We start from the raw sequence: 25,219 nt of genomic DNA on the forward strand, positions 1-25,219 counted from the left end.
CTTTGCCTGTGAATTAAGAACGCTCGAGCTCAATGTCAAGGCCCAGCGAACGGATTTCCTTGACCAGCACGTTGAACGATTCGGGCATGCCCGCTTCGATGGAGTGTTCACCTTTGACGATGCTCTCGTACACCTTGGTGCGGCCTTGCACGTCGTCCGACTTGACGGTGAGCATCTCTTGCAGAACGTAAGAGGCGCCATACGCTTCCAGCGCCCACACCTCCATCTCACCGAAACGCTGACCACCAAACTGCGCCTTACCACCCAGCGGCTGCTGAGTGACCAAGCTGTATGGACCTGTCGAGCGGGCGTGCATCTTGTCGTCGACCAAGTGGTGCAACTTCAGGTAATGCATGTAGCCGATCGTTGTTGGACGGTCGAAGGCATCGCCTGTACGGCCATCAAACAAATTGGCTTGCGTACGTGTAGCGGTCAGCCCCTTGGCCTTGGCCAGGTCGTCCGGATAGGCCAGGTGCAACATGGCTCGGATTTCCTCTTCGGCTGCACCATCAAACACCGGTGACGCAAACGGGAAACCCTCTTTGAGGTTCTCGGCCATGGCCAGAACTTCGTCATCGCTCAGCTCCGACAGGTCTTCCTTTCGGCCCAAGCTGTTGTAAAGCTGCTCGAACAATTGGCGCAGTTCGGCAATTTTTTCCAAACGCTGCGTTTCGGCCTGCAGCATGTTGCCAATGCGTTGGCCAATGCCTTTACCGGCCCAACCCAGGTGAACTTCGAGCACCTGGCCCACGTTCATGCGCGATGGCACGCCCAGGGGGTTCAACACGATGTCAGCAGGGGTGCCGTCGGCCATGTAAGGCATGTCTTCGACGGGAACGATCTTGGAGACCACACCCTTGTTGCCGTGACGACCGGCCATCTTGTCACCAGGCTGCAAGCGGCGCTTGACGGCCAGATAGACCTTGACCATTTTGAGCACGCCTGCGGGCAACTCGTCGCCTTGGGTGAGCTTTTTGCGCTTTTCTTCAAACGACAAATCGAAGCTGTGGCGGGTTTGCTCCAGCGAGTTCTTGATGGACTCGAGTTGCATGGCCACGTCGTCTTCTGCTGGTCGAATGTCGAACCAGTGGAATTTCTCGACCGACTCCATATAGGCCTTGTCGATCTTGGTGCCTTTGGCCAGTTTCTGAGGGCCACCGTTGGCCACGCGGCCCACCAGCAACTTTTCGATACGGTCAAATGCGTCGGCTTCCACGATGCGCAGCTGGTCGTTCAAATCCAAACGGAAACGCTTGAGTTCGTCGTCGATGATCTGCTGGGCACGCTTGTCGCGCACGATGCCTTCACGGGTGAAGACCTGCACGTCGATCACAGTGCCTTGCGAACCTTGGTCCACGCGCAGTGAGGTGTCTTTCACATCGCTGGCTTTTTCGCCAAAGATGGCGCGCAGCAGTTTTTCTTCAGGCGTGAGGGTGGTCTCGCCTTTGGGAGTCACTTTGCCCACCAGCACATCGCCGGGCTGCACTTCGGCACCCACGTAGATGATGCCGGAGTCGTCCAGGCGGCCCAGTTGCTGCTCGGACAAGTTAGGGATGTCGCGCGAAATTTCTTCGGCGCCCAACTTGGTGTCACGGGCCATGACCACGAGTTCTTCGATGTGGATCGAGGTGTAGCGGTCTTCGGCCACCACGCGCTCGCTGATCAAAATCGAGTCTTCGAAGTTGTAGCCGTTCCAGGGCATGAAGGCGATCAGCATGTTCTGACCAATGGCGATTTCACCCAGGTCGGTCGATGCACCGTCAGCAATCACGTCACCCTTGGCCAGCTTGTCGCCACGCTTGACGATGGGTCGCTGGTGGATGTTGGTGTTCTGGTTGGAACGCTGGTACTTGATGAGGTTGTAGATGTCCACACCCACTTCGCCGGCCAAAGCTTCTGCGTCGTTCACGCGGATCACGATGCGGGTGGCATCGACATAGTCCACGATACCGCCGCGGGTGGCGGTGACCACGGTGCCGGAGTCGACCGCTGCAACGCGCTCGATGCCGGTGCCGACCATGGGCTTTTCAGGACGCAACACAGGCACAGCCTGACGCGACATGTTGGCACCCATCAAAGCGCGGTTGGCGTCGTCGTGCTCGAGGAACGGCACCAAAGAGGCCGCCACCGAAACGATCTGCGCTGGCGACACGTCCATGTACTGGATGCGCTCGGCACCGCACAGGATGGATTCGCCTTTTTCACGGGCAGACACCAGGTCGCCAGTCAGCTTGCCGTCTTTGTCCAATGTGGCGTTGGCCTGGGCGATGACGTACTTGCCTTCTTCGATGGCCGACAGGTAATCGATGTCCATCGTGACCTTGCCGTCCACCACGCGGCGGTACGGGGTTTCAATGAAACCGTACTCGTTCAAGCGGGCGTACAAAGCCAGCGAGTTGATCAAACCGATGTTTGGACCTTCAGGTGTCTCGATAGGGCAAACGCGACCGTAATGGGTCACGTGCACGTCACGGACTTCAAAGCCTGCGCGTTCGCGTGTCAAACCGCCTGGGCCCAAAGCTGAGACGCGACGTTTGTGCGTGATCTCGGCCAACGGGTTGGTCTGGTCCATGAACTGCGACAGCTGCGATGCGCCAAAGAACTCTTTCAGGGCCGCAGAGATCGGCTTGGAGTTGATCAGGTCATGCGGCATGAGTGGCTCTTGCTCGGCTTGACCCAGACGCTCTTTGACGGCCTTTTCGATACGTGCCAGACCGGTGCGGTACTGGTTCTCGGCCAATTCACCCACGCAACGCACGCGGCGGTTGCCCAAGTGGTCGATGTCATCGACTTCGCCATTGCCGTTGCGCAGATCCACCAGGATCTTGACGACGGCCAGGATGTCTTCGTTGGTCAACACCATGGGGCCTGTGGACTCGCCACGGCCCACGCGGGCGTTGAACTTCATGCGGCCCACGCGCGACAGGTCGTAAGTGTCGGGGTTGTAGAACAGGCGCTGGAACAGCGCTTGCACAGCGTCTTCTGTCGGTGGCTCGCCAGGGCGCATCATGCGGTAGATGGCCACGCGTGCTGCGAATTCATCCACGGTTTCGTCGATGCGCAGGGTTTGCGAGATGTACGCGCCTTGGTCAAGTTCGTTGGTGTAGATGCACTGCAGGTCTTGAATGCCGGACGTACGCAGTTTCTTGAGCAAGGCCTCCGTCAACTCTTCGTTGGCTTTGGCGATGATTTCGCCGGTGTCGCCGTCCACAATGTTGCGGGCGACCACGCGACCGATCAGGAAGTCTTCGGGCACGCTGATGTGCGAAGTGCCTGATTGCTCAAGCTCTCGCGTGTGACGTGCAGTGATGCGCTTGTCTTTGGCCACCACGACCTTGCCGGCTTTGTCCGTGATGTCAAAACGTGCCACTTCACCGCGCAGACGTTCGGCCACAAATTCCATTTGTGCGCCGCTGTCCATGAGGCGGAAAGTGTCGTTGACGAAGAAGTTCGCCAGGATCGATTCTGGGTTCAGGCCGATGGCTTTGAGCAGGATCGACACGGGCATCTTGCGACGGCGGTCAACGCGGAAGTACAGGATGTCTTTCGGGTCGAATTCGAAGTCGAGCCATGAGCCACGGTAAGGGATAATTCGGGCCGAGAACAACAGTTTGCCCGAGCTGTGGGTTTTGCCCTTGTCGTGTTCAAAGAACACACCCGGCGAACGGTGCAACTGAGAAACAATCACGCGCTCAGTACCGTTGATGATGAAGGAGCCTTTGTCGGTCATCAAGGGCACTTCGCCCATATAGACTTCTTGCTCTTTGACTTCCTTGACCACTTTGTTCTGCGTGGTCGAAGAGTCGCGGTCGTAAATGATCAGTTGGACGCGGGCACGCACGGCAGACGAAAAGGTCAGTCCACGTGTCTGGCATTCGCGCACATCAAACGCGGGTTTGGCCAGGTTGTACTCGACGAATTTCATCTCCACAAAGCCGTTGTGGGACACGATCGGGAATGCCGACTCAAAAGCGGCTTGCAGGCCTTCGTGTGTACGTTTGGATGAAACAACACCTGCTTGCAGGAAGGACGTGTATGCGTCTTTTTGCATTTGCAGCAGGTAAGGAACTTCGAGCACGCTTTCGCGGCTTCCGAAACTTTTGCGAATTCGCTTGCGTTCGGTGTATGAATAGGCCATGAGATCTCCGGGCTTGATCTTTCAGGACTGTGTGTCATCCACGCTTTTGGTATGGATGACGGGCTTGGCGGCTGGCCTCTACCAGCTTTGGCGGACGATTGCGCATTGCACGCAACCCGAACCAAGGGTCTTCTGCAGTCGGGTCAGAAAACACTGGAAAGAAGACTGGGTTCAACCCGCTTTCCGGTGTTTCACTAAAACACTGGAAAGAAGACTGGGTTCAATCCGCTTTCCGGTGTTTCGCTCAAACACTGGAAAGGGGACTGAATGGAGTCTGCTTTTCGGTGTGCTCTTCAAGCACCAAAGGCTGGAGGCCCTTGCGGACGCTCCAGCCTTGGGCAGAGACCGAATTACTTGAGTTCGGCCTTGGCGCCAGCTTCTTCCAGCTTTTTCTTGGCAGCTTCAGCGTCAGCTTTTGGCAGGCCTTCTTTGACCGCTTTGGGTGCGCCGTCAACCAGGTCTTTGGCTTCTTTCAAGCCCAAACCAGTGATTTCACGCACAGCTTTAATCACGGACACTTTATTAGCGCCAGCTTCCAGCAACATGACGTTGAATTCAGTCTTCTCTTCGGCAGCAGCAGCGGCACCGCCACCAGCAGCAGCGGGAGCCGCCATAGCGGCAGCGCTCACGCCAAACTTCTCTTCGATGGCTTTCACCAGGTCGTTGAGTTCCATGACCGTCATGCTGTCCAGCGCGGTCAAAAATGCGTCTTTATCGAATGCCATTTTCATTTCCTAACAATTGGTTAAAACACGAACGCTGGCCTTAAGCGGCAACAGCTTCGCCTTCGCCTTTTTTGGCCGCCAAAGCACCCAACACCACTGCGGTGCGAGACATAGGCGACATCAACAAGCCACACAACTGAGCCAACAAAACTTCTTTCGAAGGGATGCTTGCCAGCTGCTTAACGCCGTTCACGTCCAAGGCTTTACCTGCAAATGCACCTGCGCGAATCACCAACTTGTCATTGGTTTTCGCGAAATCGGCCACCACTTTCGCGGCTGCGACTGCATCTTCAGAGAAGCCATAGATCAGCGGACCAGTCATCTGGTCGACAACAACTTCAAACTGCGAACCGGCTACAGCACGGCGAGCCAAGGTGTTTTTCAACACACTCAGCGAAACGCCCAAGCTGCGAGCTTTAACGCGCAAGTTTGTCATGTCAGCGACCGTGATGCCACGGTATTCCGCCATCACCAGCGTTTGAGCTTTAGCGGCGAGGTCGGTCACTTCTGAAATGACCGCTTCTTTCTCACTGCGATTCAGACTCAAGGTCTACTCCTTTGTATGTGTTTTTCGGGTCACCCCTGAAACACGCCTATTTGCAGCGACCAACTGTTTAGGATCTTCATCCATCTGCAGCGGGATCGCCATCTGCGTTGGCCCAAAACTTCAAGTTCAATTGAGGTTTTGTTGATTAAGCACACAGTGTGTGCACCAACGGTCTTGGATGGCCCACCGATCTTTAGAAAGATCAGCGGCCCACCACATTGAGGTGCTCGGTTGAGCCCCTCAAATCTTTGCCATCACGCCGAGATGGATTGTGTGTCGACGCGAACGCCCACACCCATGGTCGACGACACAGCCACTTTGCGCAGGTACACGCCTTTGCTGGTTGCAGGCTTGGCTTTCACCAAGGCTTCCACCAGCGCAGCCAAGTTGCCTTGCAACTTGTCGGTGTCGAATGAACGGCGACCGATGGTGCCGTGCACGATACCGGCTTTGTCCACGCGGAACTGCACTTGACCGGCCTTGGCGTTCTTCACGGCCGTGGCCACGTCAGGGGTGACGGTGCCGACTTTGGGGTTGGGCATCAGGCCACGTGGGCCCAGAATTTGACCCAGAGTACCGACCACGCGCATGGCGTCAGGTGCAGCAATTACCACGTCGAAGGGCATGTCGCCAGCTTTGACGCGGGCAGCCAAGTCGTCCATGCCAACCACGTCAGCACCGGCAGCGCGGGCTTCGTCAGCCTTGGCGCCTTGCGCGAACACGGCCACACGGGCGGTCTTGCCGGTGCCATTGGGCAACACGACAGCGCCACGAACTACTTGGTCCGACTTCTTGGCATCGATGCCGAGCTGGACAGCCACGTCGATGGACTCGTCGAACTTGGCGGTCGCGCATTCTTTGACCATGGTCAATGCGTCAGACAATGCGTAAAGTTTTAGGCTGTCGACTTTGCCAACCAGGGCTTTTTGTTTTTTAGTGAGCTTGGACATTTACACGCCCTCCACATTCACGCCCATGGAACGGGCAGTACCAGCGATGGTGCGAACGGCTGCGTCCATGTCGGCGGCAGTCAGATCTTTCATCTTGGTTTTGGCGATTTCTTCGAGCTGAGCACGATTGATCTTGCCAACTTTTTCCAAGCCTGGCTTGGTCGAGGCCTTGTCGATCTTGATGGACTTCTTGATCAAAGTGGCCGCTGGTGGCGTTTTGATGATGAAGGTGAAAGACTTGTCTGCAAACGCAGTGATCACCACTGGCAATGGCAGGCCTGGCTCGACGCCTTGGGTCTGGGCGTTGAAAGCCTTGCAGAATTCCATGATGTTCAAACCACGCTGACCCAGTGCTGGACCGATGGGTGGTGATGGATTAGCTTTACCAGCTGGCACTTGCAGCTTGATGAAGCCGACGATTTTTTTCGCCATGCTTTTCTCCTTGCGGGTATTAACGCTTAGGTTTTCTGAACCATCTGCTTCCCGGGGTTAACGACTCTTTTTTCAATAACCAAACACCGAGTCGGGAAGTGCTTCGTTTTCTTACTGGTCAGGTTTTTTCAACCTGACTGAATTCCAATTCGACCGGCGTTGCACGCCCGAAAATCGTCACAGACACACGCATCTTGTTTCGTTCGTAGTTGACTTCTTCAACCGTACCATTGAAATCCGTGAACGGACCCTCTTTCACACGGATGTACTCGCCCACTTCAAACTCAACTTTATGACGGGGCTTGTCAGTACCTTCTTGCATTTGGCTGACGATTTTGGCCACATCAGCTTCTGAAATGGGTGCTGGTCTGTTTTTAGCTCCACCCACAAATCCTGTGACCTTGTTGGTATGTTTAACTAAATGCCAAGTTTCATCGTCCATCACCATTTCCACCAGCACATAGCCGGGGAAAAATTTGCGTTCAGTGGTTCTTTTTTGACCATTCTTGACTTCAACCACCTCTTCGGTGGGCACCAGAATGCGCCCGAATTTGGACTCCATGCCTGAACGAGCAATGCGTTCAACAATGTTGCGCTCTACGGCTTTTTCCATGCCAGAGTAAGCATGGACCACATACCACTTCAAATCAGGATTCGTGGAGGTTCCTGCCATTGGCGCATTGACCACAATATCGTTCATTATTTTTTCCACCCAAGAATAAGATCGTAAAAAACCCATTCCAGAGTTTTGTCAGTGAGCCACAAGAACAGCGCCATCACGACCACAAAGACAAACACATACGCGGTAATTTGCATGGCCTCTTTACGCTCTGGCCAAACCACCTTTTTCACTTCACGGACAGCATCTCGTCCGAAAGCGATCAACTGCCGTCCGGATTCTGATGTAAAGAATGCCACCATGGCAGCAGCCAGCCCCAGCAGCAATCCACCCCATTGAACCCACGCACCTTGTTGAGCCAACAAATAGAAGGCAGCCAAGGCAACAATGACCAATGCACCAGCAAGAGCAAGACGCGCCTTATCTCCGGCAGCGCTAACAGTTTGAACTTCGGACGTTGCCATACGGCTTGAAAACCTTTTTTTCGCCCCATCATTGATGGCGACGTATCAGACAAGGAAGCCCGCTAGAGTCTAGCGGGCTTGAAAATCCACCTTTTCAGGTGGCAGGGGCAGTAGGAATCGAACCTACAACCTTCGGTTTTGGAGACCGACGCTCTGCCAATTGAGCTATACCCCTATTTGAACCTCTTTAAGCGATGATCTTGGCAACCACGCCAGCGCCAACGGTACGGCCGCCTTCGCGGATGGCAAAGCGCAAGCCTTCTTCCATCGCAATGGGGTTGATCAACTTCACAGTGATCGACACGTTGTCACCAGGCATCACCATCTCTTTGCCTTCTGGCAATTCGATCGCGCCGGTCACGTCCGTCGTACGGAAGTAGAACTGAGGACGGTAGTTGTTGAAGAAAGGCGTGTGACGGCCACCTTCGTCTTTGGACAAGACATAGATCTCGCCCGTGAAGTGGGTGTGGGGCTTGATCGAGCCGGGCTTGCACAGCACTTGGCCGCGCTCGACGTCTTCGCGCTTGGTGCCGCGCAGCAAGATGCCGACGTTGTCGCCCGCTTGACCTTGGTCCAGCAGCTTGCGGAACATCTCAACGCCTGTGCAAGTGGTCTTGACAGTGTCTTTGATACCGACGATTTCGATTTCTTCGCCGACTTTGACGATACCGCGCTCGATACGACCCGTCACCACAGTGCCGCGGCCAGAAATGGAGAACACGTCTTCCACGGGCATCAGGAATGCACCGTCCACTGCGCGGTCAGGCGTAGGGATGTAGGTGTCCAGAGCTTCGGCCAGCTTCATGATGGCTTGCTCGCCCAAAGGACCCTTGTCGCCTTCCAGCGCCAGCTTGGCAGAACCTTGAACGATCGGTGTGTCGTCGCCTGGGAAGTCGTACTTGGACAACAACTCGCGAACTTCCATCTCGACCAGTTCCAACAACTCAGCGTCGTCAACCATGTCGCACTTGTTCAGGAACACGATGATGTAAGGCACGCCAACTTGACGGGCCAACAAGATGTGCTCGCGGGTCTGAGGCATGGGGCCGTCAGCAGCGGAGCAAACCAAAATAGCGCCGTCCATCTGGGCAGCACCGGTGATCATGTTCTTCACATAGTCAGCGTGGCCAGGGCAGTCCACGTGGGCGTAGTGACGGTTTTCTGTTTCGTACTCAACGTGAGCGGTGTTGATCGTGATACCACGGGCCTTCTCTTCGGGAGCCGCGTCGATCTGGTCGTACGCTTTGGCAGCACCGCCGAACTTGGCAGCCAACACGGTGGTGATGGCAGCAGTCAGGGTGGTTTTGCCGTGGTCAACGTGACCGATGGTGCCCACATTCACGTGGGGTTTGGTCCGTTCGAATTTCTCTTTTGCCATATCTTCGACTCCGAAAAGTAGCGGTCAACAACCAAAACAGAGGGCGCACAACTTTCATTGCACGCCCCAAAACTGGTGCCCTTGGCGGGAATCGGACCCGCGACCTCTCCCTTACCAAGGGAGTGCTCTACCACTGAGCCACAAGGGCGAAAACTTCTAACAAACCCAACCGATTGACTGGAGCGGGAAACGGGAATCGAACCCGTGTCATTAGCTTGGAAGGCTAAGGTTCTACCATTGAACTACTCCCGCATTAATTGCGCCACACGAATGAATGCAACGCCAATGCTTGGAAACCTTTTCCAAATGCTCTAAATCAAACGACTGAGTCGTGTTTGCTGGTGGAGGAGACTGGATTCGAACCAGTGTAGGCGTAAGCCAACAGATTTACAGTCTGCCCCCTTTAGCCACTCGGGCACCCCTCCAAAAGCAAGTCTTAGATTATGCCATCTTTTTCAAAGACTTCGCAACTTTCAACATAACTTTTTCACCAGTCTATGGATTTTTGCCCCATTCGTAAAAAAAATTGGTTGGCAAGCGCGAAGTGATCACTACCTAAAAAGGGGGTTGGCGGTCGCCGTGCCGACAATGGTGATGGGTGGTTGGATTGCAAGATCAAATGCCTATCGTTCGGGCACAGGTCATCAATCCTGTTTTTTTTCGCCTGTGCTTGTGCGCCCCACAACATAAACACCAAGGGCTGCGCGCTTTGCGCTGCTGCCTCTACCAATACATCTGTCAACGTCTCCCAACCCCAACGTGCATGGCTACCCGCGTGGCCCGCCTCGACTGTGAGGCACGTGTTTAGCAGCAAAACCCCTTGCTGAGCCCAACGCACCAAAGAGCCATCGCCCTGAACTGGGACACCCAGGCTCTGTTGCAGCTCTTTGAAAATATTGCGCAAACTCGGCGGAATCCTTACGCCATGAGGCACAGAAAATGCCAACCCCTCTGCTTGACCCGGCCCGTGGTAAGGGTCTTGCCCCAAGATCACCACGCGCACAAGGTTCAATGGCGTCAAAGCCAAGGCACGCAAAGGCTCTGGTGGGTAAATGACTTTTCCTTCACTCAAGGCCTGAGTCATTCGCCTAGACAGCTCCACGCCTGTCGTGGATGCCAAAAAATCGGTCACCAAAGGTCTCCAGCCCTCATCCAAAGCCTGCACATCGGGTGGCCACTGAGTCAAGCTGCGCCCATACCAATCTTCTTTCCCAAAGCCAAAGGCTTGCTGACTTTTTCTGTCAAACATCAAGCAAACAGTTTGGCCAAGGCTTCGCCGGGCTCGCTGGCACGCATGAAAACCTCACCCACCAGGAACGCGTTGACCTTGGCCTCGCGCATGATTCGGACATCTTCCAGGGTTTGAATCCCGCTTTCGGTGACCAGCAAGCGGTCGGCCGGCACAGCGGGCAGCATGTCCAAGGTCGTCTGCAAGGACACTTCGAAAGTTTTCAGGTTGCGGTTGTTGATGCCGACCAGACGCGTTTTGAGTTTCAGGGCGCGTTCCAGCTCGGCTCTGTCGTGCACCTCCACCAGCACCGCCATGTCCAGGCTGCGGGCCACCGCCTCCATCTCGGCCATGTGGGCGTCGTCCAGGCAGGCGGCGATGAGCAAGATGGCGTCAGCCCCCATGGCCCGGGCTTCGTACACCTGGTAGGCATCGATCATGAAATCCTTGCGCAGCACGGGCAGGTCACAACTGGCGCGGGCTTGTTTGAGGTAATCCACACTGCCCTGAAAGAACTGCTTGTCCGTCAACACCGACAGACAAGCCGCGCCGAATTCGGCGTAGCTTTGGGCAATGTCGGCCGGAATGAAGTCGGCCCGCAACACGCCTTTGGACGGGCTGGCCTTCTTGATTTCGGCGATCACTGCCGCTTGGCCTGCAGCGATCTTGGCACGCATCGCGCCTTCAAAGTCACGGGTCAACACGCGGCTTTCGGCATCGGTGCGCACCGCTGCCAGTGATTTTTGCTTCAAGGCCGCCGCCACTTCTTCGCGTTTGACCGCGACGATTTTGTCCAGGATGTCACTCATGATTTTCTTTCTGTGCGGGCTCGGTGGCACCGTTTTTTGAAATGGCTCAAGCCGCCTTCTGGCCGAAGGCCACAAACTGCGCCAGCTTGGCTTTGGCCGCGCCCGACTCGATGGCCACACGCGCGCGCGACAGGCCATCGGCGATGCTGCTAGCCACATTGGCCGCGTACAAGGCGGCACCCGCGTTGATCAAGACGATGTCCCGCGCCGCACCGGGCTCATTGTCCAGCACGCCACGCAGCATGGCCATGGATTGCTCGGGTGTGTCCACTTTCAGCGCCCGGTTGCTGGCCATGGTCAGGCCAAAATCTTCCGGGTGGATTTCGTATTCGGTGATCTGGCCGTTTTTGAGCTCGCCCACCAAGGTGGCCGCGCCCAGGCTGATTTCGTCCATGCCGTCGCGCCCGTACACCACCACCGCATGCTCGGCCCCAAGGCGTTGCAAGGCACGCACCTGAATGCCCACCAGGTCGGAGTGGAACACGCCCATCAAAATGTTGGGCGCGCTGGCTGGGTTGGTCAAGGGGCCGAGGATGTTGAACATCGTGCGCACTCCCAGCTCCTTGCGCACCGGGGCCACGTTTTTCATGGCCGGGTGGTGGTTGGGGGCGAACATGAAGCCGATGCCCACCTCTTCGATCGACCGGGCGATCTGCTCGGGCGACAGGTGGATGTTGCCACCCAGGGCTTCGACCACATCCGCACTGCCCGATTTGCTGCTGACGCTGCGCCCACCGTGCTTGGCCGTTTTGGCCCCAGCGGCAGCGGCCACAAACATGGCGCAAGTCGAGATGTTGAAGGTGTGGGCCCCATCGCCCCCCGTGCCCACGATGTCCACCAGGTGTGTGGGGTCGGCCACATGCACCTTGGTTGAGAACTCTCGCATGACTTGCGCAGCGGCGGTGATCTCGCCAATGGTTTCCTTTTTCACGCGCAGGCCTGTGACGAGCGCGGCGGTCATGACGGGCGACAACTCGCCATTCATGATCATGCGCATGAGGTGAAGCATCTCGTCGTGAAAAATCTCGCGGTGCTCGATGGTGCGTTGCAGCGCTTCCTGAGGGGTGATGGGCATGGTGGAGTTCCTCTCGGATAGTGGGATGCGGTGAAAAATTCAGTGGGATGGCGCGTCCGTCAGGGCGAGCTTCAGACCAAAGCCGACAAACAAAAAGCCCGTCAGCCGGTCCAGGTGTCGCATGCCGCGCTGCAGCCATTGGCCTCTGCTGGCCAGCCAAGAGGCGGCCACAGCCCAGCCCATGCACACCAGCCAACTGTTCAGATTGAACAAGCAGCCCAAGAGTACAAAAGACCAGGCCGGGTCGGGGGCATGCGCCGGGATGAACTGCGGCACAAAGGCCAGAAAAAACAGCGCCACTTTCGGGTTCAAGGCGTTGGTGGCGAACGCGCCGAAGAACACGGCCCATAAACCAGTGGCCTCTTTGGAGGCTGGCCTACGCCCGGGCGGGTCAGAATGGCCCATCAGCGCCGGAACTTGCGCTTGATCGCCATCGGCACGGGCTTGGCATGTGCGCCACAACAGACGCCCACCCATCCACAACAGGTAGGCGGCACCGATCCACTTGACCAGATTGAAGGCGTTGGCTGAGGTGGCCAAAACGGCCCCCAAGCCCCAAGCGGCCGCAGCCACATGCACAAAACACCCCGCTGTGATGCCCCAGGCGGCAACGAGACCCCGCTGCACGCCCCCGCTCAAGGACTGGTTGACGATGTAGAGCACATCCGGCCCAGGCGTGAGGTTGAGCAGCACACCGGCCAACATGAACATCAGGACTTGCTGCGCGTCAAACATGGCTTCAGTAAACGCCCACTCGGGTGGAAGCCGGGCTTGTCTGCGCAGACGCGTTCGCCATGAAGCGCTGGATGCAATCGATGGCATGGTCGATGCCGGCCGCATCCACCCCCAGGTGCGTCACAAAGCGCAGGCCGATCAAACCCGTGGCCAACACGCCATGGGCCTTCAGATCCTCAAGCAGGGCCGGGCCACGTCCATCGGCCACATCCACAAACACGATGTTGGTTTGCGCCGAACGCACGCTCAGACCTGGCACGCCTTGCAGGCCTTGGGCCAACCGCTGCGCCAGCGCATGGTCATCGGCCAAGCGCTCGACATGGTGATCCAATGCGTGCAAAGCCGCAGCCGCCAAAATGCCGGACTGGCGCATACCACCACCCAACACCTTGCGCCAGCGCAAAGCCTTGGCGATCAATTCACGCGAGCCGCACAAGGCTGAGCCCACAGGCGCGCCCAAGCCCTTGCTGAAGCACACCGACACGCTGTCAAAGTGGTCCACGATACGCCGCACGCTGGCCGTGACCGATCCGCCTTCGGCTTGTGCGACAGCCGCATTAAAGAGGCGGGCACCGTCCAGATGCACGGCCAAGCCGTGCTGCCGGCCAAGCGCTGTGGTTTGCGCCAAATAAGCCTGCGACATGGGGTGGCCGTTCCAGGTGTTTTCCAGCGCCAGCAAGCGTGTGCGTGCAAAGTGACAGTCGATGGGTTTGATGGCTGCCGCAATGTCGCCCAGCGCCATTTCTCCCACGCTGTTTTGTGCCAGCGGCTGCGGCTGGATGCTGCCCAGCACGGCTGCACCGCCGCCTTCGTAGCGGTAGGTGTGCGCGTTTTGACCGACGATGTACTCGTCGCCCCGCTCGCAATGCGCCATCAGGGCGCACAGGTTGCTTTGTGTGCCCGAAGGCATGAACAGCGCTGCTTCTTTCCCGGTGATCTGCGCGATGCGCTCTTGCAAGGCGTTGACCGTGGGGTCGTCGCCAAACACATCGTCGCCCACAGGCGCAGCCAGCATGGCCTCGCGCATGGCAGCGGTGGGCTGGGTCACGGTGTCGCTGCGCAGATCAATGGTCGTGTTCATGGTCGCACCAAAAAGTTTTTGAGCATGGCGTGGCCATGCTCGGTCAGGATGGATTCGGGGTGAAACTGCACGCCTTCGATGTCCAACTCGGTGTGCCGCACGCCCATGATTTCGCCGTCGTCTGTCCAGGCGGTGACTTTCAGGCAGGGCGGACAAGTGGCCCGTTCAATGGCCAGGGAGTGGTAGCGGTTGACGGTGAACTGCTCGGGCAAGCCCGCGAACACCCCTTCTTGCGTGGTGGTGATGACACTGGTCTTGCCGTGCATCAACTCCTGCGCCCGAACGATTTGGCCGCCAAAGGCCGCACCAATGCTTTGGTGCCCCAGACATACGCCCAAGATGGGCAGTTGGCCTGCAAAGTGCTGGATGGCGGCCACCGAAATGCCCGCCTCGGCAGGCGAGCAAGGGCCGGGCGAAATCACCAAGCGGTCTGGCTGGCGGGCCGCAATGCCTTCGAGCGTGATTTCGTCGTTGCGAAACACCTCGACCTCCGCGCCCAGTTCACCGAAGTACTGCACGATGTTGAAGGTGAACGAGTCGTAGTTGTCGACCATCAGGAGTTTGATTTTTTTCGCCATGATCACTCCAAGCCTTCTTCCACCAACTCGCTGGCCCGCAACAAGGCACGGGCCTTGTGTTCGGTTTCGCGCCATTCCATCTCGGGCACCGAATCGGCCACCACCCCGGCCGCAGCCTGCACATACAGCGTCTGGTCCTTGATGACGGCGGTGCGGATCGCAATCGCCACATCCATGTCGCCCGCATAACTGATGTAGCCACAAGCGCCGCCGTAGATGCCGCGCTTGACGGGTTCAAACTGGTCAATCAGCTCCATGGCGTGCACCTTGGGCGCGCCTGTCAAGGTGCCCGCCGGGAAGGTGGCCTTGAGCACGTCCATATTGCTCATGCCTTGGTTGAGCAGGCCCTCGACGTTGCTCACGATGTGCATGACGTGGCTGTAGCGCTCGACCACAAAGGCCTCGGTCACCTTGACCGATCCGATCTGGGCGATGCGCCCAATGTCATTGCGCGCCAAGTCAATCAGCATCACATGCTCGGCCCGTTCCTTGGGGTCGTTGATCAGTTCCTGCTCGGCAGCTTTGTCTTTCTCCGGCGTCGCGCCACGAGGGCGTGTGCCCGCCAGAGGACGGATGATGACTTTGGCGCCCTCGTCGGTTTGCTCCTGACGCACCAAAATTTCGGGGCTGGCTCCGACGACATGGAAGTCGCCGAAGTTGTAGAAGTACATGTAGGGGCTGGGGTTGAGCGAACGCAGCGCACGGTACAAGGACAGCGGGCTTTCGGTATAGCGCTTTTTGATGCGTTGCCCCACTTGCACCTGCATGAAGTCGCCGCCAGCGATCAGCTCCTTGGCTTTTTCCACGGCGGCGATGTAATCGGCCTTGGCAAAGTCCCGCTCGGCAGGGTAAGACTGGGTGGGTTTGACCACCGGGGCGCTGACCGAGTACTTGAGCTGCTCTTTCAAATCGCGCAGACGTTTTTTCGCGCCGACATAGGCCTCGGGCGTGGCCGGGTCGGCATAAACAATGAGGTAAAGCTTGCCCGACAGGTTGTCGATCACCGCCAGTTCTTCGCACTGCAGCAGCAAGATGTCGGGTGTGCCCAAGGTGTCGGGTGGGCAGGATTTTTCGAGTTTTTTCTCGATGTAACGCACCGCGTCGTAACCAAAATAGCCAGCCAGGCCGCCACAAAAACGGGGCAGACCTGGGCGCAAGGCGACCTTGAAACGCTTTTGGTATTGCTCGATGAAGTCGAGTGGGTTGCCGGCAGCCGACTCGATGACCACGCCATCACGCACCACTTCGGTTTTGGCATCGGCACCAAAACCGCTGGCGCGCAGCAATGTGCGTGCAGGCAAGCCGATGAAGCTGTAGCGGCCAAAACGCTCGCCACCCACCACCGATTCGAGCAAGAAGCTGTATTGGCCGTTGTCTTTGGTGTGCGCCAGCTTCAGGTAAAGCGACAAGGGGGTTTCCAGGTCCGCAAAGGCCTCCAGCATGAGGGGAATGCGGTTGTAGCCTTGGCTGGCCAGGCTTTTGAATTCAAGTTCGGTGATCACAGGCTAGCGCCTCCTCAGCGCTCAGCGACCTCAGTCGAGGTGCTTTTCATTCATCCAGGTGCCCGGTCATGGTGTGTATGAAACCGGGCGCGGGTGGCGGGCAAGCCGCACAGTCGATGGGGTCAGGCTGGCCGACGCCAGGGCCAGGCTCCCCGGCCTTCCGCGGAGGAATGGCTCGGCAGGCTGGCTGCGCTGAGGTGGCTGTGGATGATGAACATGGTCTGTAAGTGTAGCAAAGCTCGCAGGCTGGTTTTCACCAGATCTGAAGCCTGCTGGGCCTTAGCTCATCGGCGCGTGGTGCGCAAGCGCTCTGGCAAGTCGGCCAGCGTGTCCAGCCAAGCGGCCGCTGGTGTGTCTTGCACGCGCTGACCATGGTTGTAGCCGTACGTGACCAGCACCACCGGGCATCCCGCTGCGTGGGCGGCCTGCGCGTCGTTGCTGGAATCGCCCACCATCAAGGTTCGCGCGGCGTGGGTGCCCATCGCCTCACAGGTTTTGATCAAGGGCAAAGGGTCGGGCTTTTTGCGCTCGAAACTGTCCCCACCAAACACGGGGCCAAAAAAGTGCGCCAGTGACTTTTCTTTCAGCAAGGCCTGGGCAAATGCCAAGGGCTTGTTGGTCAGGCAAGCCATGGGCATGCCCTGCGCGGCCAATGCCTCCAGTGCGTCCACAGCGCCCGGGTAGACGTCAGCAAACTGACCATTGATCGCCAAATAGTGGTGCTGGTAACGCTGCCATGCACGGCCGAAAAGGGCTTCCACCGACAGGACCGGGTAGGCTTGCCCCACGCCTTTGACTTCGGGCCGGTTGATTTGATGCGCCAGCAAGGTGCGGATCAGGTGCTCAGAGCCTTTACCAATGGTTTGCGCAATCAGCGCGTCCGACACCGGCGGCAAGTCCAGATCGGCCATGGTGCGGTGCAAGGCCACCTGAAAATCACCCAAGGTGTGCACCAGGGTGCCGTCCAGGTCAAAAATGACCGCGTCAATCTGCGTCAGATCCTGCATGGGTTGCCCCCTTCAGGACAAAGCAACGCGCATCTGGTCGATCACGGCTTTGTAATCGGGTTTGCCAAAAATGGCGCTGCCCGCCACAAAGGTGTCGGCCCCGGCATCGGCCACGCGGCGGATGTTGTCGGCCTTGATGCCCCCGTCCACTTCCAGGCGAATGTCGCGACCACTGCGCTCGATCCATTGACGTGCCAGCTCGACCTTGCGCAAGGCCGAATCGATGAAGCTTTGGCCACCAAAACCCGGGTTGACACTCATGATCAGGATCAGGTCGATCTCGTCGATGGTCCACTCGAGCACATCCAGGGGTTCGGCCGGGTTGAACACCAGACCGGCCTTGACGCCCTTGGACTTGATGGCCTGGATGCTGCGGTGCACATGGGCGCTGGCATCGGGGTGAAAGCTGATGAGGTCGGCACCGGCCTCGGCAAATGACGCGGCCAATGCATCGACGGACGAGATCATCAAATGCACATCGATCGGCACGGCCACACCCGATGCCGTTTTGGCATGCGGCTTGAGGGCTTGGCAAATCATGGGGCCAAAGGTGAGGTTGGGCACGTAATGGTTGTCCATCACGTCAAAATGGATCCAGTCGGCACCAGCGTCGATGACGCTTTTGACTTCCTCTCCCAAACGGGCGAAATCAGCCGAGAGGATGGAAGGGGCAATGCGGTAGGTCGTTGTCATCCCTGAATTGTCGCAGTTAACATGTGCAGATGTCCGCCTACACCGTTCAAATTGATGTTCTGCCCCACTACGTGGCAGACCAAAGCAATCCCTTGCAGGATCTCTTTGCATTCGCCTACACCGTCACGATCACCAACACGGGCCAGGTCCCTGTGCAGTTGATTTCTCGCCATTGGGTGATCCTGGACGAACGCGGTCACAGTGAGGAAGTCAAAGGGCTGGGCGTGGTCGGTCAACAGCCCTTGCTGCGCCCCGGTGAATCCTTCCAGTACACCAGCGGCTGCCGCTTAAGAGCCGCCAGTGGCACCATGCATGGCAGCTACTTTTTTGTGGCCGAAGATGGCCACCGTTTCGATGCGCCCATTGGCACTTTCGTGCTCGACGCCTCCAACGCCATTCCCGGCGGTCGCACGTTGCATTGAGTCGGCCCGGAGTATGGCTCTCGGTTAAGCTTTGGCCCATGGGTGAATTTGAACTGATCGAACGGTTTTTCAAACGGGCTGCGCGTCATGCAGATGTCGGCATTGGCGACGACTGCGCCATCTGGACACCCTCGCCCGGCCATCAACTGGCCATTTCCGCTGACATGTTGGTTGAAGGTCGGCACTTTCTCTCGACCGTCAACCCCCGTGATTTGGGTCACAAGGCTTTGGCGGTCAATTTGAGTGACTTGGCCGCTTGTGGTGCATCACCACGCGCTTTTTTACTGTCCTTGTCATTGCCACGGGTAGACGAGCACTGGTTATCTGGTTTTTCAGAAGGCTTGTTCGCCTTGGCGGATGCACAAGGTTGTGAATTGATCGGTGGCGACACCACCCAAGGCCCCTTGAATGTGTCCATCACGGTGATGGGGGAGGTGCCTGCCCATCAGGCCATCTTGCGTTCGGGTGCTCAGGCCGGTGACGTCGTTTATGTGAGTGGCCATCTCGGTGACGCCCGTCTGGCTCTCGATGCATTTCGCGGCACAGTCAACTTGCCGCAGTTTGTCTTTGAGTTGGCCCGCTCTCGCATGGAACGGCCCGAGCCACGTACGGCCCTCGGTGTTTCATTGCGCGGCGTGGCCACGGCCATGGCCGATGTCAGTGATGGCCTATTGGGCGATTTAGGTCACATTCTCAAAGCCAGCCGTGTGGGGGCAGACATCCACATCGATGCGATAGAGAATTTGATGTTGACCCATGATGCATGGGCTTGCCCACAAGACTTGTTGCAGCGATGCGTTTTGTCGGGTGGCGATGATTACGAACTGGTTTTCACCTGTCACCCTTCTAATCATCAGCGGATTCAGGCCTTGGGTGAGGCTTGCGGCACGGCTGTCACGCGCATTGGTCGCATCACGGCCAATCCCCGTTTGCTTTTGCTGTCTCAAGATGGGAGTGTTCTACCCAACACCTTCAGCTCATTCGACCATTTCGCTTGAAGATGTCTACTATTTCAGATCTTCCCGTTGATTATGTGGCTCCTCCCATGAGACCCACAGCTGCTTTCATGCTGCGCCATCCAGCCCATGCCATTGCATTTGGTTTTGGTTCGGGTTTGTCACCCAAAGCGCCGGGTACGGTGGGCAGCCTCTGGGGCTGGGCTTCGTGGCTGCTGATCCAAAACAGCTTGTCTCTGAACGCTCAGGCGGCCCTGATTTTGGTTTCGCTGGCGATGGGTTGGTGGGCATGCACCTTGACAGCACGCAACATGGGGGTGAGTGATCCCGGCGCCATCGTTTGGGACGAGATCGTGGCCATGTGGTTGATTTTGTTTTTGATCATGCCTGCGGGTTTCATGGCTCAACTGGCTGCGTTTTTCTTGTTCCGATTTTTTGATGCCGTCAAACCCGGCCCTGTGGCTTGGGCTGACAGATTGTTCAAGGGTTTTGGCTGGCGCGGCGGCTGGGGCATATTGTTTGACGATCTGGTAGCCGCCTTTTGCACGCTGCTGGTCTTGGCCTTGTGGAGGTGGTTCTGATGACCGAAATTGCACACGTCTTGGCGGACAGACTGATGACCTTGGGTTGGATGATGGCCACTGCAGAAAGCTGCACAGGGGGCTTGATTGCCGCCCAATGCACCGATCTGCCCGGTTCAAGTCGCTGGTTTGATCGTGGTTTGGTGACCTATTCCAATTCGGCCAAGTCTGAGTTATTGGGCGTTGATGCGTCATTGATTGAGGTCCATGGCGCAGTGAGCGAGGCGGTGGCCCGCGCGATGGCTTTGGGTGCCGTGTACCGAACAAACGCCCGGGCGTCCGTTTCGGTCACAGGCATCGCAGGGCCAGATGGTGGCACTGTTGCCAAACCGGTGGGCACGGTCTGGTTCGGCTGGTGCATCGATGGCTTGGTTTATTCAGAGTGCCAACTTTTTAGCGGCACTCGACAGCAGGTGCGCCAAGCCAGCTGCGTGCATGCACTCGTGGGTTTACGCCAGCGCTTGCCGGTTAAGACATGACGCAAGCCTTTGACCATTGATTTTTCAGCAGTTGTTGGATACATCTGTAACAGAAACGAAAAAACCCTCCGAAGAGGGTTTTTTTGATTTTCAACCGCAGTTGAAATTTGGTTGCGGGGGCCGGATTTGAACCAACGACCTTTGGGTTATGAGCCCAACGAGCTACCAGACTGCTCCACCCCGCGGTATCTGTGAATTATACCTTACTCAGCTGCTGTTTCGACAGGAGTTTCGGCACGATCGACCAATTCAACCAAGGCCATTGGTGCGTTGTCACCCACGCGATAACCCATTTTCAGGATGCGTGTGTAACCACCAGGGCGCGAAGCCGAACGTGGACCCAACACATTGAACAATTTGGTGACGCTGTCGCGGTCACGCAAACGGTTGAACGCCAAGCGTCGGTTCGACAAGTTGTCCACTTTGGCCAAAGTGATCATGGGCTCGATCACGCGGCGCAATTCTTTGGCCTTAGGCACTGTGGTTTTGATGACTTCATGCTCGATGAGCGAGTTCATCATGTTCTGCAGCATCGCAAGACGGTGCGAGCTGGTGCGATTGAGTTTACGAAGGCCGTGTCCGTGACGCATGGTGCTTTCCTTTCTTTATTAAACAGACAGCCGTATCAGGTACTGTCCGTGCACACTCCGGATTATTTCCGGGAACTTGAGATTATCGCTTTTCCAGACCTGCTGGTGGCCAGGCTTCGAGCTTCATGCCCAAAGTCAAACCACGCGAGGCCAGAACTTCCTTGATTTCGTTGAGTGATTTGCGACCCAGGTTAGGGGTCTTGAGCAATTCGTTCTCGGTACGCTGGATCAAGTCGCCGATGTAGTAAATGTTTTCTGCTTTGAGGCAGTTGGCCGAACGAACGGTGAGTTCGAGTTCGTCCACAGGGCGCAACAGGATCGGATCGAAACTGCCCGCACCACCACGCTGCGCTGGCTCGTTGAACGCAGACAATTCGCTGCCTTCGAGTTGTGCAAACACGGCCAATTGCTCGACCAAGATCTTGGCAGAGGAACGAACTGCATCTTCTGCCGTGATAGCACCGTTGGTTTCAATTTCGATGACCAATTTATCCAAATCGGTACGCTGCTCAACACGCGCGCTATCAACGGTGTAGCTCACGCGCTTGACGGGCGAGAAGGAGGCATCCAGAACAATGCGACCTAAAGCCTTTGTGGGCTCGTCAGCAAATCGACGCATTGTGCCAGGCACATATCCACGGCCTTTTTCAACCTTGATCTGCATGTCCAGCTTGCCGCCATGTGACAAATTGGCAATGACATGCTCAGGGTTGATAATTTCAACATCGTGAGGTGTCTGGATGTCAGCAGCAGTCACGGCACCTTCGCCGTCTTTGCGCAAACTCAGTGTCACTTCGTCGCGGTTGTGCAACTTGAACACCACGCCCTTGAGGTTCAACAGAATGTTGACCACGTCTTCTTGAACACCGTCGATAGAAGAGTATTCATGCACAACGCCGGCAATGGTGACTTCGGTGGCAGAGTAACCGACCATGGAAGACAACAAGACGCGACGCAGCGCGTTGCCAAGGGTGTGACCATAGCCACGCTCGAAAGGCTCCAGCGTGACTTTCGCACGGTTGGCAGCCAATTGCTCGACTTGGATAGCTTTGGGTTTCAACAGATTGGTTTGCATTCAGACTTCCTCTCAATACCCCCGGTTCGTTACACCGGTAAGGCTGATGAAGCACCCGGCCCACAATGCCTTGTGCGCCGGGAACGATTGAAACAACGAATTAACGAGAATACAGTTCGACAATCAACGATTCGTTGATGTCTGCAGCGAATTCATCGCGATCAGGCACTTTCTTGAATGTGCCTTCTGCCTTGTCGGCGTTGACCTCAACCCAAGCGGGCAAGCCCACTTGCAGCGCCAATTGCAGTGCTTCGACAACACGGTTTTGCTTCTTGGACTTTTCGCGAACAGCGATCACATCACCGGCCTTGACCAGGTAAGAAGGGATGTTGACTGATTGACCGTTCACAGTGATGGCCTTGTGGGACACCATCTGGCGTGCTTCAGCACGAGTCGAGCCGAAGCCCATACGGTACACGACGTTGTCGAGGCGGCACTCCAACAGGCCCAACAGGTTGGAACCAGTGTTGCCCTTGCGGCGATCGGCCTCAGCAAAATAACGACGGAACTGTTTTTCCAGAACGCCATACATGCGTTTGACTTTTTGCTTTTCACGCAGTTGCAGACCGTAGTCTGATGTGCGTTGACCCGAAGTACGACCGTGTTGGCCTGGCTTGGAGTCGAACTTGGACTTGTCCGCAATGGAGCGACGTGCGCTCTTGAGGAACAGGTCGGTGCCTTCACGGCGAGAGAGTTTTGCCTTGGGGCCGAGGTAGCGTGCCACTTGATTTTCCTTTATGCAACTGCCGCATCAGAAATGCGGGAGCCAGGCGATGCAAGCACGGCCTGGCGGTGGGCTTGGTTTGAAATTAGATACGACGACGCTTCTGAGGGCGGCAACCGTTGTGCGGGACCGGTGTCACATCGGCAATCGAAGTGATGCGGATACCCAAAGCACCCAGGGCACGAACCGAAGACTCGCGACCAGGGCCTGGGCCCTTGATTTCGACGTCCAGGTTTTTGATGCCTTGTTCTTGTGCAGCACGACCTGCTACTTCCGAAGCAACCTGAGCTGCAAAAGGAGTCGACTTGCGCGATCCCTTGAAGCCTTGGCCACCGGAAGAAGCCCACGACAATGCATTGCCTTGGCGATCAGTGATGGTGATGATGGTGTTGTTAAACGACGCATGTACGTGCGCAATACCGTCAGCAATATTCTTGCGAACTTTCTTACGGACACGTTGGGCGGCGCTGTTTGATTGTGCTTTAGCCATGTTGGTCTCTTAATCCTGCTTATTTCTTCAGAGCCGCTGCGCCTTTGCGCGGACCCTTGCGAGTGCGAGCATTGGTGCGTGTACGCTGACCGCGCATGGGCAAACCACGACGGTGACGGAATCCACGATAGCAACCAATGTCCATCAAACGCTTGATGTTCATAGTGGTTTCACGACGCAGATCACCTTCAATGGTGAATGCAGCGATTTGATCGCGAATTTTTTCCAAGTCGCCGTCCGTCAGATCCTTGATCTTCTTGGAATAAGCAATACCACAAGATTCACAAATCTTGCGAGCGCGGGTGCGACCAATACCGAAAATGGCTGTCAAGCCAATTTCAGCATGTTTGTGTGGCGGAATGTTGATGCCAGCGATACGTGCCATTTTCGTCCTCTAAAACTAGTTCAATCAGCCTTGACGCTGCTTGTGGCGTGGATCAGTACAGATCACACGAACAACGCCTTTACGGCGAATGATCTTGCAGTTACGGCAAATTTTTTTTACCGAAGCAGAAACTCTCATGGTTCTCTCCTAAAACTCTTCGTTAACTTGGCATTGGGCCAGGTTGAAATGGTTGCTCCGCAAGCGGCGCAGAAAATCAATCTCAAATCAGTCAAGACTTGAAGCTCGCCTTCTTCAAAAGCGATTCGTATTGTTGAGACATCAAATAATTTTGAACCTGGGCCATGAAATCCATGGTCACCACGACGATGATCAACAATGAAGTGCCGCCAAAGTAAAACGGAACATTGTATTTCAGAATCAAAAACTCAGGCAGTAAACACACGAAGGTGATATAAGCCGCACCCACTGCAGTCAGTCTCAGCAGGATCTTGTCAATGTACTTGGCCGTCTGGTCACCTGGGCGGATGCCAGGGATAAAAGCGCCACTTTTTTTCAAGTTATCTGCTGTTTCGCGGCTGTTGAAAACCAACGCCGTGTAAAAGAAGCAGAAGAAAATAATGGCGGCGGCATAGAACATCACATACACAGGTTGTCCAGGTGCCAAAGCACTCGCTACATCTTTGAAAAATCTAACAACAACACTTTCAGAAGACCCTGAGCTGAACCAACCGATTAAGGTCGCAGGAAGCAAAATGATCGACGAAGCAAAAATTGGGGGAATCACTCCCGCCATGTTCAGTTTAAGTGGCAAGTGTGATGACTGTCCGCCATAAACCTTGTTGCCCACTTGACGACGTGCGTAATTGACGAGAATTTTGCGTTGACCGCGTTCCACAAAGACCACGAAATAAGTGACCAACACCACCACCACAATGATCATCATCGAGACCAATGGATTCATCGCTCCAGTGCGCACCAATTCAAACAATCCGCCCAATGCACTTGGCAAACCAGCTGCAATGCCTGCAAATATAAGTATCGAAATGCCGTTACCTAAACCGCGCTCCGTGATCTGTTCACCCAACCACATCAGAAACATGGAACCGGCTGTCAAACTCACTACAGCTGTCATCCTGAAACCCATCCCCGGGTTGATCACCAACCCAGCAGAAGCCTCAAGCGCTACGGCAATTCCGAAAGACTGAAAGATCGCCAATCCCAAGGCACCAAAACGTGTGTATTGAGTAATTTTCCGACGCCCCGCTTCGCCTTCTTTTTTCAACTGCTCGAAAGCTGGCAAAACATAAGTCAGCAACTGCATCACGATGGACGCAGATATGTAGGGCATGATACCCAGAGCAAATACAGTGAACCTTGACAAGGCTCCACCCGAGAACATGTTAAACAGGTTCAGTATGCCGCCCTGCTGACCATTGAACAACTGCTTGAGCTGCTCAGGATCAATTCCTGGAACAGGAATGTGAGCGCCTGCACGGTAAACCACCAGCGCGAGCAGCAAGAATACAAGACGGCGACGCAAGTCTCCGAACTTGCCTGTCTTGGCGATCTGATTAGCGTTGGTGGCCACAGTGAGT

General features: G+C 56.4%; 28 protein-coding genes and 5 tRNA genes. 4 read left to right on the forward strand and 29 right to left on the reverse strand.

Annotation, left to right across the window (positions count from 1 at the left end):
* Positions 1-13: 13 nt before the first annotated feature.
* The 21 genes from rpoB to rpe form a co-directional block, all read right to left on the reverse strand.
* On the reverse strand, positions 14-4,138 hold the full coding sequence (gene rpoB, locus AMM33_RS08085) for a DNA-directed RNA polymerase subunit beta (RefSeq protein ID WP_090140246.1): 4,125 nt from the start codon (positions 4,136-4,138) through the stop codon (positions 14-16).
* 350 nt (positions 4,139-4,488) lie between these two features.
* Complete coding sequence (gene rplL / locus AMM33_RS08095) at positions 4,489-4,863, reverse strand: 50S ribosomal protein L7/L12 (RefSeq protein ID WP_090140537.1); 375 nt, start codon at positions 4,861-4,863, stop codon at positions 4,489-4,491.
* Between the two features lie 40 nt (positions 4,864-4,903).
* A complete protein-coding gene (rplJ, locus tag AMM33_RS08100) occupies positions 4,904-5,410 on the reverse strand; it encodes a 50S ribosomal protein L10 (protein ID WP_090140250.1) in 507 nt (168 codons plus the stop codon).
* Positions 5,411-5,664: 254 nt separating this feature from the next.
* Positions 5,665-6,360, reverse strand: coding sequence for a 50S ribosomal protein L1 (gene rplA, locus AMM33_RS08105; RefSeq protein WP_090140252.1), 696 nt, complete (start codon positions 6,358-6,360; stop codon positions 5,665-5,667).
* Entirely contained in the window at positions 6,361-6,792 is a 432-nt protein-coding gene (rplK, locus tag AMM33_RS08110; protein ID WP_090140253.1) for a 50S ribosomal protein L11, read from the reverse strand.
* A gap of 118 nt (positions 6,793-6,910) precedes the next feature.
* The gene (gene nusG / locus AMM33_RS08115; protein ID WP_090140255.1) at positions 6,911-7,492 is read right to left on the reverse strand and encodes a transcription termination/antitermination protein NusG; all 582 of its coding nucleotides are present in this window, start codon (positions 7,490-7,492) and stop codon (positions 6,911-6,913) included.
* On the reverse strand, positions 7,492-7,875 hold the full coding sequence (gene secE, locus AMM33_RS08120; RefSeq protein ID WP_090140257.1) for a preprotein translocase subunit SecE: 384 nt from the start codon (positions 7,873-7,875) through the stop codon (positions 7,492-7,494). Before secE ends, nusG begins: the two co-directional genes overlap by 1 nt.
* Positions 7,876-7,974: 99 nt before the next feature.
* Positions 7,975-8,050 (reverse strand) — tRNA-Trp (locus AMM33_RS08125).
* Between the two features lie 12 nt (positions 8,051-8,062).
* Positions 8,063-9,253 carry an elongation factor Tu gene (tuf, locus tag AMM33_RS08130; RefSeq protein ID WP_053172486.1) on the reverse strand — a complete coding sequence of 397 codons (1,191 nt, stop codon included), beginning with the start codon at positions 9,251-9,253 and terminating at the stop codon, positions 8,063-8,065.
* Positions 9,254-9,326: 73 nt separating this feature from the next.
* Positions 9,327-9,401, reverse strand: a tRNA-Thr gene (locus AMM33_RS08135).
* Positions 9,402-9,431: 30 nt separating this feature from the next.
* Positions 9,432-9,505: transfer RNA gene (locus tag AMM33_RS08140), tRNA-Gly, on the reverse strand.
* An 87-nt stretch (positions 9,506-9,592) separates the two neighbouring features.
* Positions 9,593-9,678: transfer RNA gene (locus AMM33_RS08145), tRNA-Tyr, on the reverse strand.
* 62 nt (positions 9,679-9,740) lie between these two features.
* Positions 9,741-10,502, reverse strand: a complete 762-nt coding sequence (locus AMM33_RS08150) for a uracil-DNA glycosylase (protein ID WP_090140258.1) — start codon at positions 10,500-10,502, stop codon at positions 9,741-9,743.
* Entirely contained in the window at positions 10,502-11,290 is a 789-nt protein-coding gene (gene trpC, locus AMM33_RS08155) for an indole-3-glycerol phosphate synthase TrpC (RefSeq protein WP_090140539.1), read from the reverse strand. The genes AMM33_RS08150 and trpC overlap by 1 nt, the downstream gene beginning before the upstream one ends.
* A gap of 46 nt (positions 11,291-11,336) precedes the next feature.
* Complete coding sequence (gene trpD / locus AMM33_RS08160; protein WP_090140260.1) at positions 11,337-12,365, reverse strand: anthranilate phosphoribosyltransferase; 1,029 nt, start codon at positions 12,363-12,365, stop codon at positions 11,337-11,339.
* Positions 12,366-12,404: 39 nt separating this feature from the next.
* On the reverse strand, positions 12,405-13,100 hold the full coding sequence (locus tag AMM33_RS08165; protein WP_090140262.1) for a LysE family translocator: 696 nt from the start codon (positions 13,098-13,100) through the stop codon (positions 12,405-12,407).
* Between the two features lie 4 nt (positions 13,101-13,104).
* Entirely contained in the window at positions 13,105-14,181 is a 1,077-nt protein-coding gene (gene ltaE / locus AMM33_RS08170; protein WP_090140263.1) for a low-specificity L-threonine aldolase, read from the reverse strand.
* Complete coding sequence (locus tag AMM33_RS08175) at positions 14,178-14,759, reverse strand: anthranilate synthase component II (protein WP_194945333.1); 582 nt, start codon at positions 14,757-14,759, stop codon at positions 14,178-14,180. Before AMM33_RS08175 ends, ltaE begins: the two co-directional genes overlap by 4 nt.
* A gap of 2 nt (positions 14,760-14,761) precedes the next feature.
* Positions 14,762-16,261 (reverse strand): anthranilate synthase component I, encoded by a 1,500-nt coding sequence (gene trpE / locus AMM33_RS08180; RefSeq protein ID WP_090140267.1) that lies wholly within the window; start codon positions 16,259-16,261, stop codon positions 14,762-14,764.
* Positions 16,262-16,545: 284 nt separating this feature from the next.
* Positions 16,546-17,268, reverse strand: a complete 723-nt coding sequence (gph, locus tag AMM33_RS08185; RefSeq protein ID WP_090140269.1) for a phosphoglycolate phosphatase — start codon at positions 17,266-17,268, stop codon at positions 16,546-16,548.
* A gap of 12 nt (positions 17,269-17,280) precedes the next feature.
* On the reverse strand, positions 17,281-17,961 hold the full coding sequence (gene rpe / locus AMM33_RS08190) for a ribulose-phosphate 3-epimerase (RefSeq protein WP_090140271.1): 681 nt from the start codon (positions 17,959-17,961) through the stop codon (positions 17,281-17,283).
* 29 nt (positions 17,962-17,990) lie between these two features.
* Between rpe and apaG the strand changes: the two genes are divergently transcribed.
* Genes apaG through AMM33_RS08210 form a run of 4 tightly spaced genes read left to right on the forward strand, consistent with a single transcriptional unit; the run spans position 17,991 to position 20,399 of the window.
* The gene (apaG, locus tag AMM33_RS08195; protein WP_090140273.1) at positions 17,991-18,383 is read left to right on the forward strand and encodes a Co2+/Mg2+ efflux protein ApaG; all 393 of its coding nucleotides are present in this window, start codon (positions 17,991-17,993) and stop codon (positions 18,381-18,383) included.
* A gap of 38 nt (positions 18,384-18,421) precedes the next feature.
* Positions 18,422-19,381, forward strand: a complete 960-nt coding sequence (gene thiL / locus AMM33_RS08200; protein WP_090140274.1) for a thiamine-phosphate kinase — start codon at positions 18,422-18,424, stop codon at positions 19,379-19,381.
* Positions 19,382-19,383: 2 nt separating this feature from the next.
* On the forward strand, positions 19,384-19,920 hold the full coding sequence (locus AMM33_RS08205; protein WP_090140276.1) for a phosphatidylglycerophosphatase A family protein: 537 nt from the start codon (positions 19,384-19,386) through the stop codon (positions 19,918-19,920).
* Positions 19,920-20,399, forward strand: coding sequence for a CinA family protein (locus AMM33_RS08210; protein WP_090140542.1), 480 nt, complete (start codon positions 19,920-19,922; stop codon positions 20,397-20,399). The genes AMM33_RS08205 and AMM33_RS08210 overlap by 1 nt, the downstream gene beginning before the upstream one ends.
* Before the next feature lie 108 nt (positions 20,400-20,507).
* Here the strand turns inward: AMM33_RS08210 and AMM33_RS08215 are convergent.
* The 8 genes from AMM33_RS08215 to secY form a co-directional block, all read right to left on the reverse strand.
* A tRNA-Met gene (locus tag AMM33_RS08215) sits at positions 20,508-20,584 on the reverse strand.
* 18 nt (positions 20,585-20,602) lie between these two features.
* A complete protein-coding gene (rplQ, locus tag AMM33_RS08220) occupies positions 20,603-20,989 on the reverse strand; it encodes a 50S ribosomal protein L17 (protein ID WP_090140278.1) in 387 nt (128 codons plus the stop codon).
* Between the two features lie 82 nt (positions 20,990-21,071).
* The gene (rpoA, locus tag AMM33_RS08225; RefSeq protein ID WP_090140280.1) at positions 21,072-22,064 is read right to left on the reverse strand and encodes a DNA-directed RNA polymerase subunit alpha; all 993 of its coding nucleotides are present in this window, start codon (positions 22,062-22,064) and stop codon (positions 21,072-21,074) included.
* Between the two features lie 100 nt (positions 22,065-22,164).
* A complete protein-coding gene (gene rpsD, locus AMM33_RS08230) occupies positions 22,165-22,788 on the reverse strand; it encodes a 30S ribosomal protein S4 (RefSeq protein WP_090140281.1) in 624 nt (207 codons plus the stop codon).
* Positions 22,789-22,873: 85 nt separating this feature from the next.
* A complete protein-coding gene (gene rpsK / locus AMM33_RS08235; protein ID WP_019427456.1) occupies positions 22,874-23,278 on the reverse strand; it encodes a 30S ribosomal protein S11 in 405 nt (134 codons plus the stop codon).
* Between the two features lie 19 nt (positions 23,279-23,297).
* On the reverse strand, positions 23,298-23,663 hold the full coding sequence (rpsM, locus tag AMM33_RS08240) for a 30S ribosomal protein S13 (RefSeq protein WP_053172519.1): 366 nt from the start codon (positions 23,661-23,663) through the stop codon (positions 23,298-23,300).
* Positions 23,664-23,687: 24 nt separating this feature from the next.
* Positions 23,688-23,801, reverse strand: coding sequence for a 50S ribosomal protein L36 (gene rpmJ, locus AMM33_RS08245; protein WP_011481465.1), 114 nt, complete (start codon positions 23,799-23,801; stop codon positions 23,688-23,690).
* A gap of 91 nt (positions 23,802-23,892) precedes the next feature.
* The gene (secY, locus tag AMM33_RS08250; protein ID WP_090140283.1) at positions 23,893-25,212 is read right to left on the reverse strand and encodes a preprotein translocase subunit SecY; all 1,320 of its coding nucleotides are present in this window, start codon (positions 25,210-25,212) and stop codon (positions 23,893-23,895) included.
* Positions 25,213-25,219 lie beyond the last annotated feature (7 nt).

The sequence above is a fragment of the Limnohabitans sp. DM1 genome (assembly GCF_001269385.1).
GTDB lineage: Bacteria > Pseudomonadota > Gammaproteobacteria > Burkholderiales > Burkholderiaceae_C > Limnohabitans_A.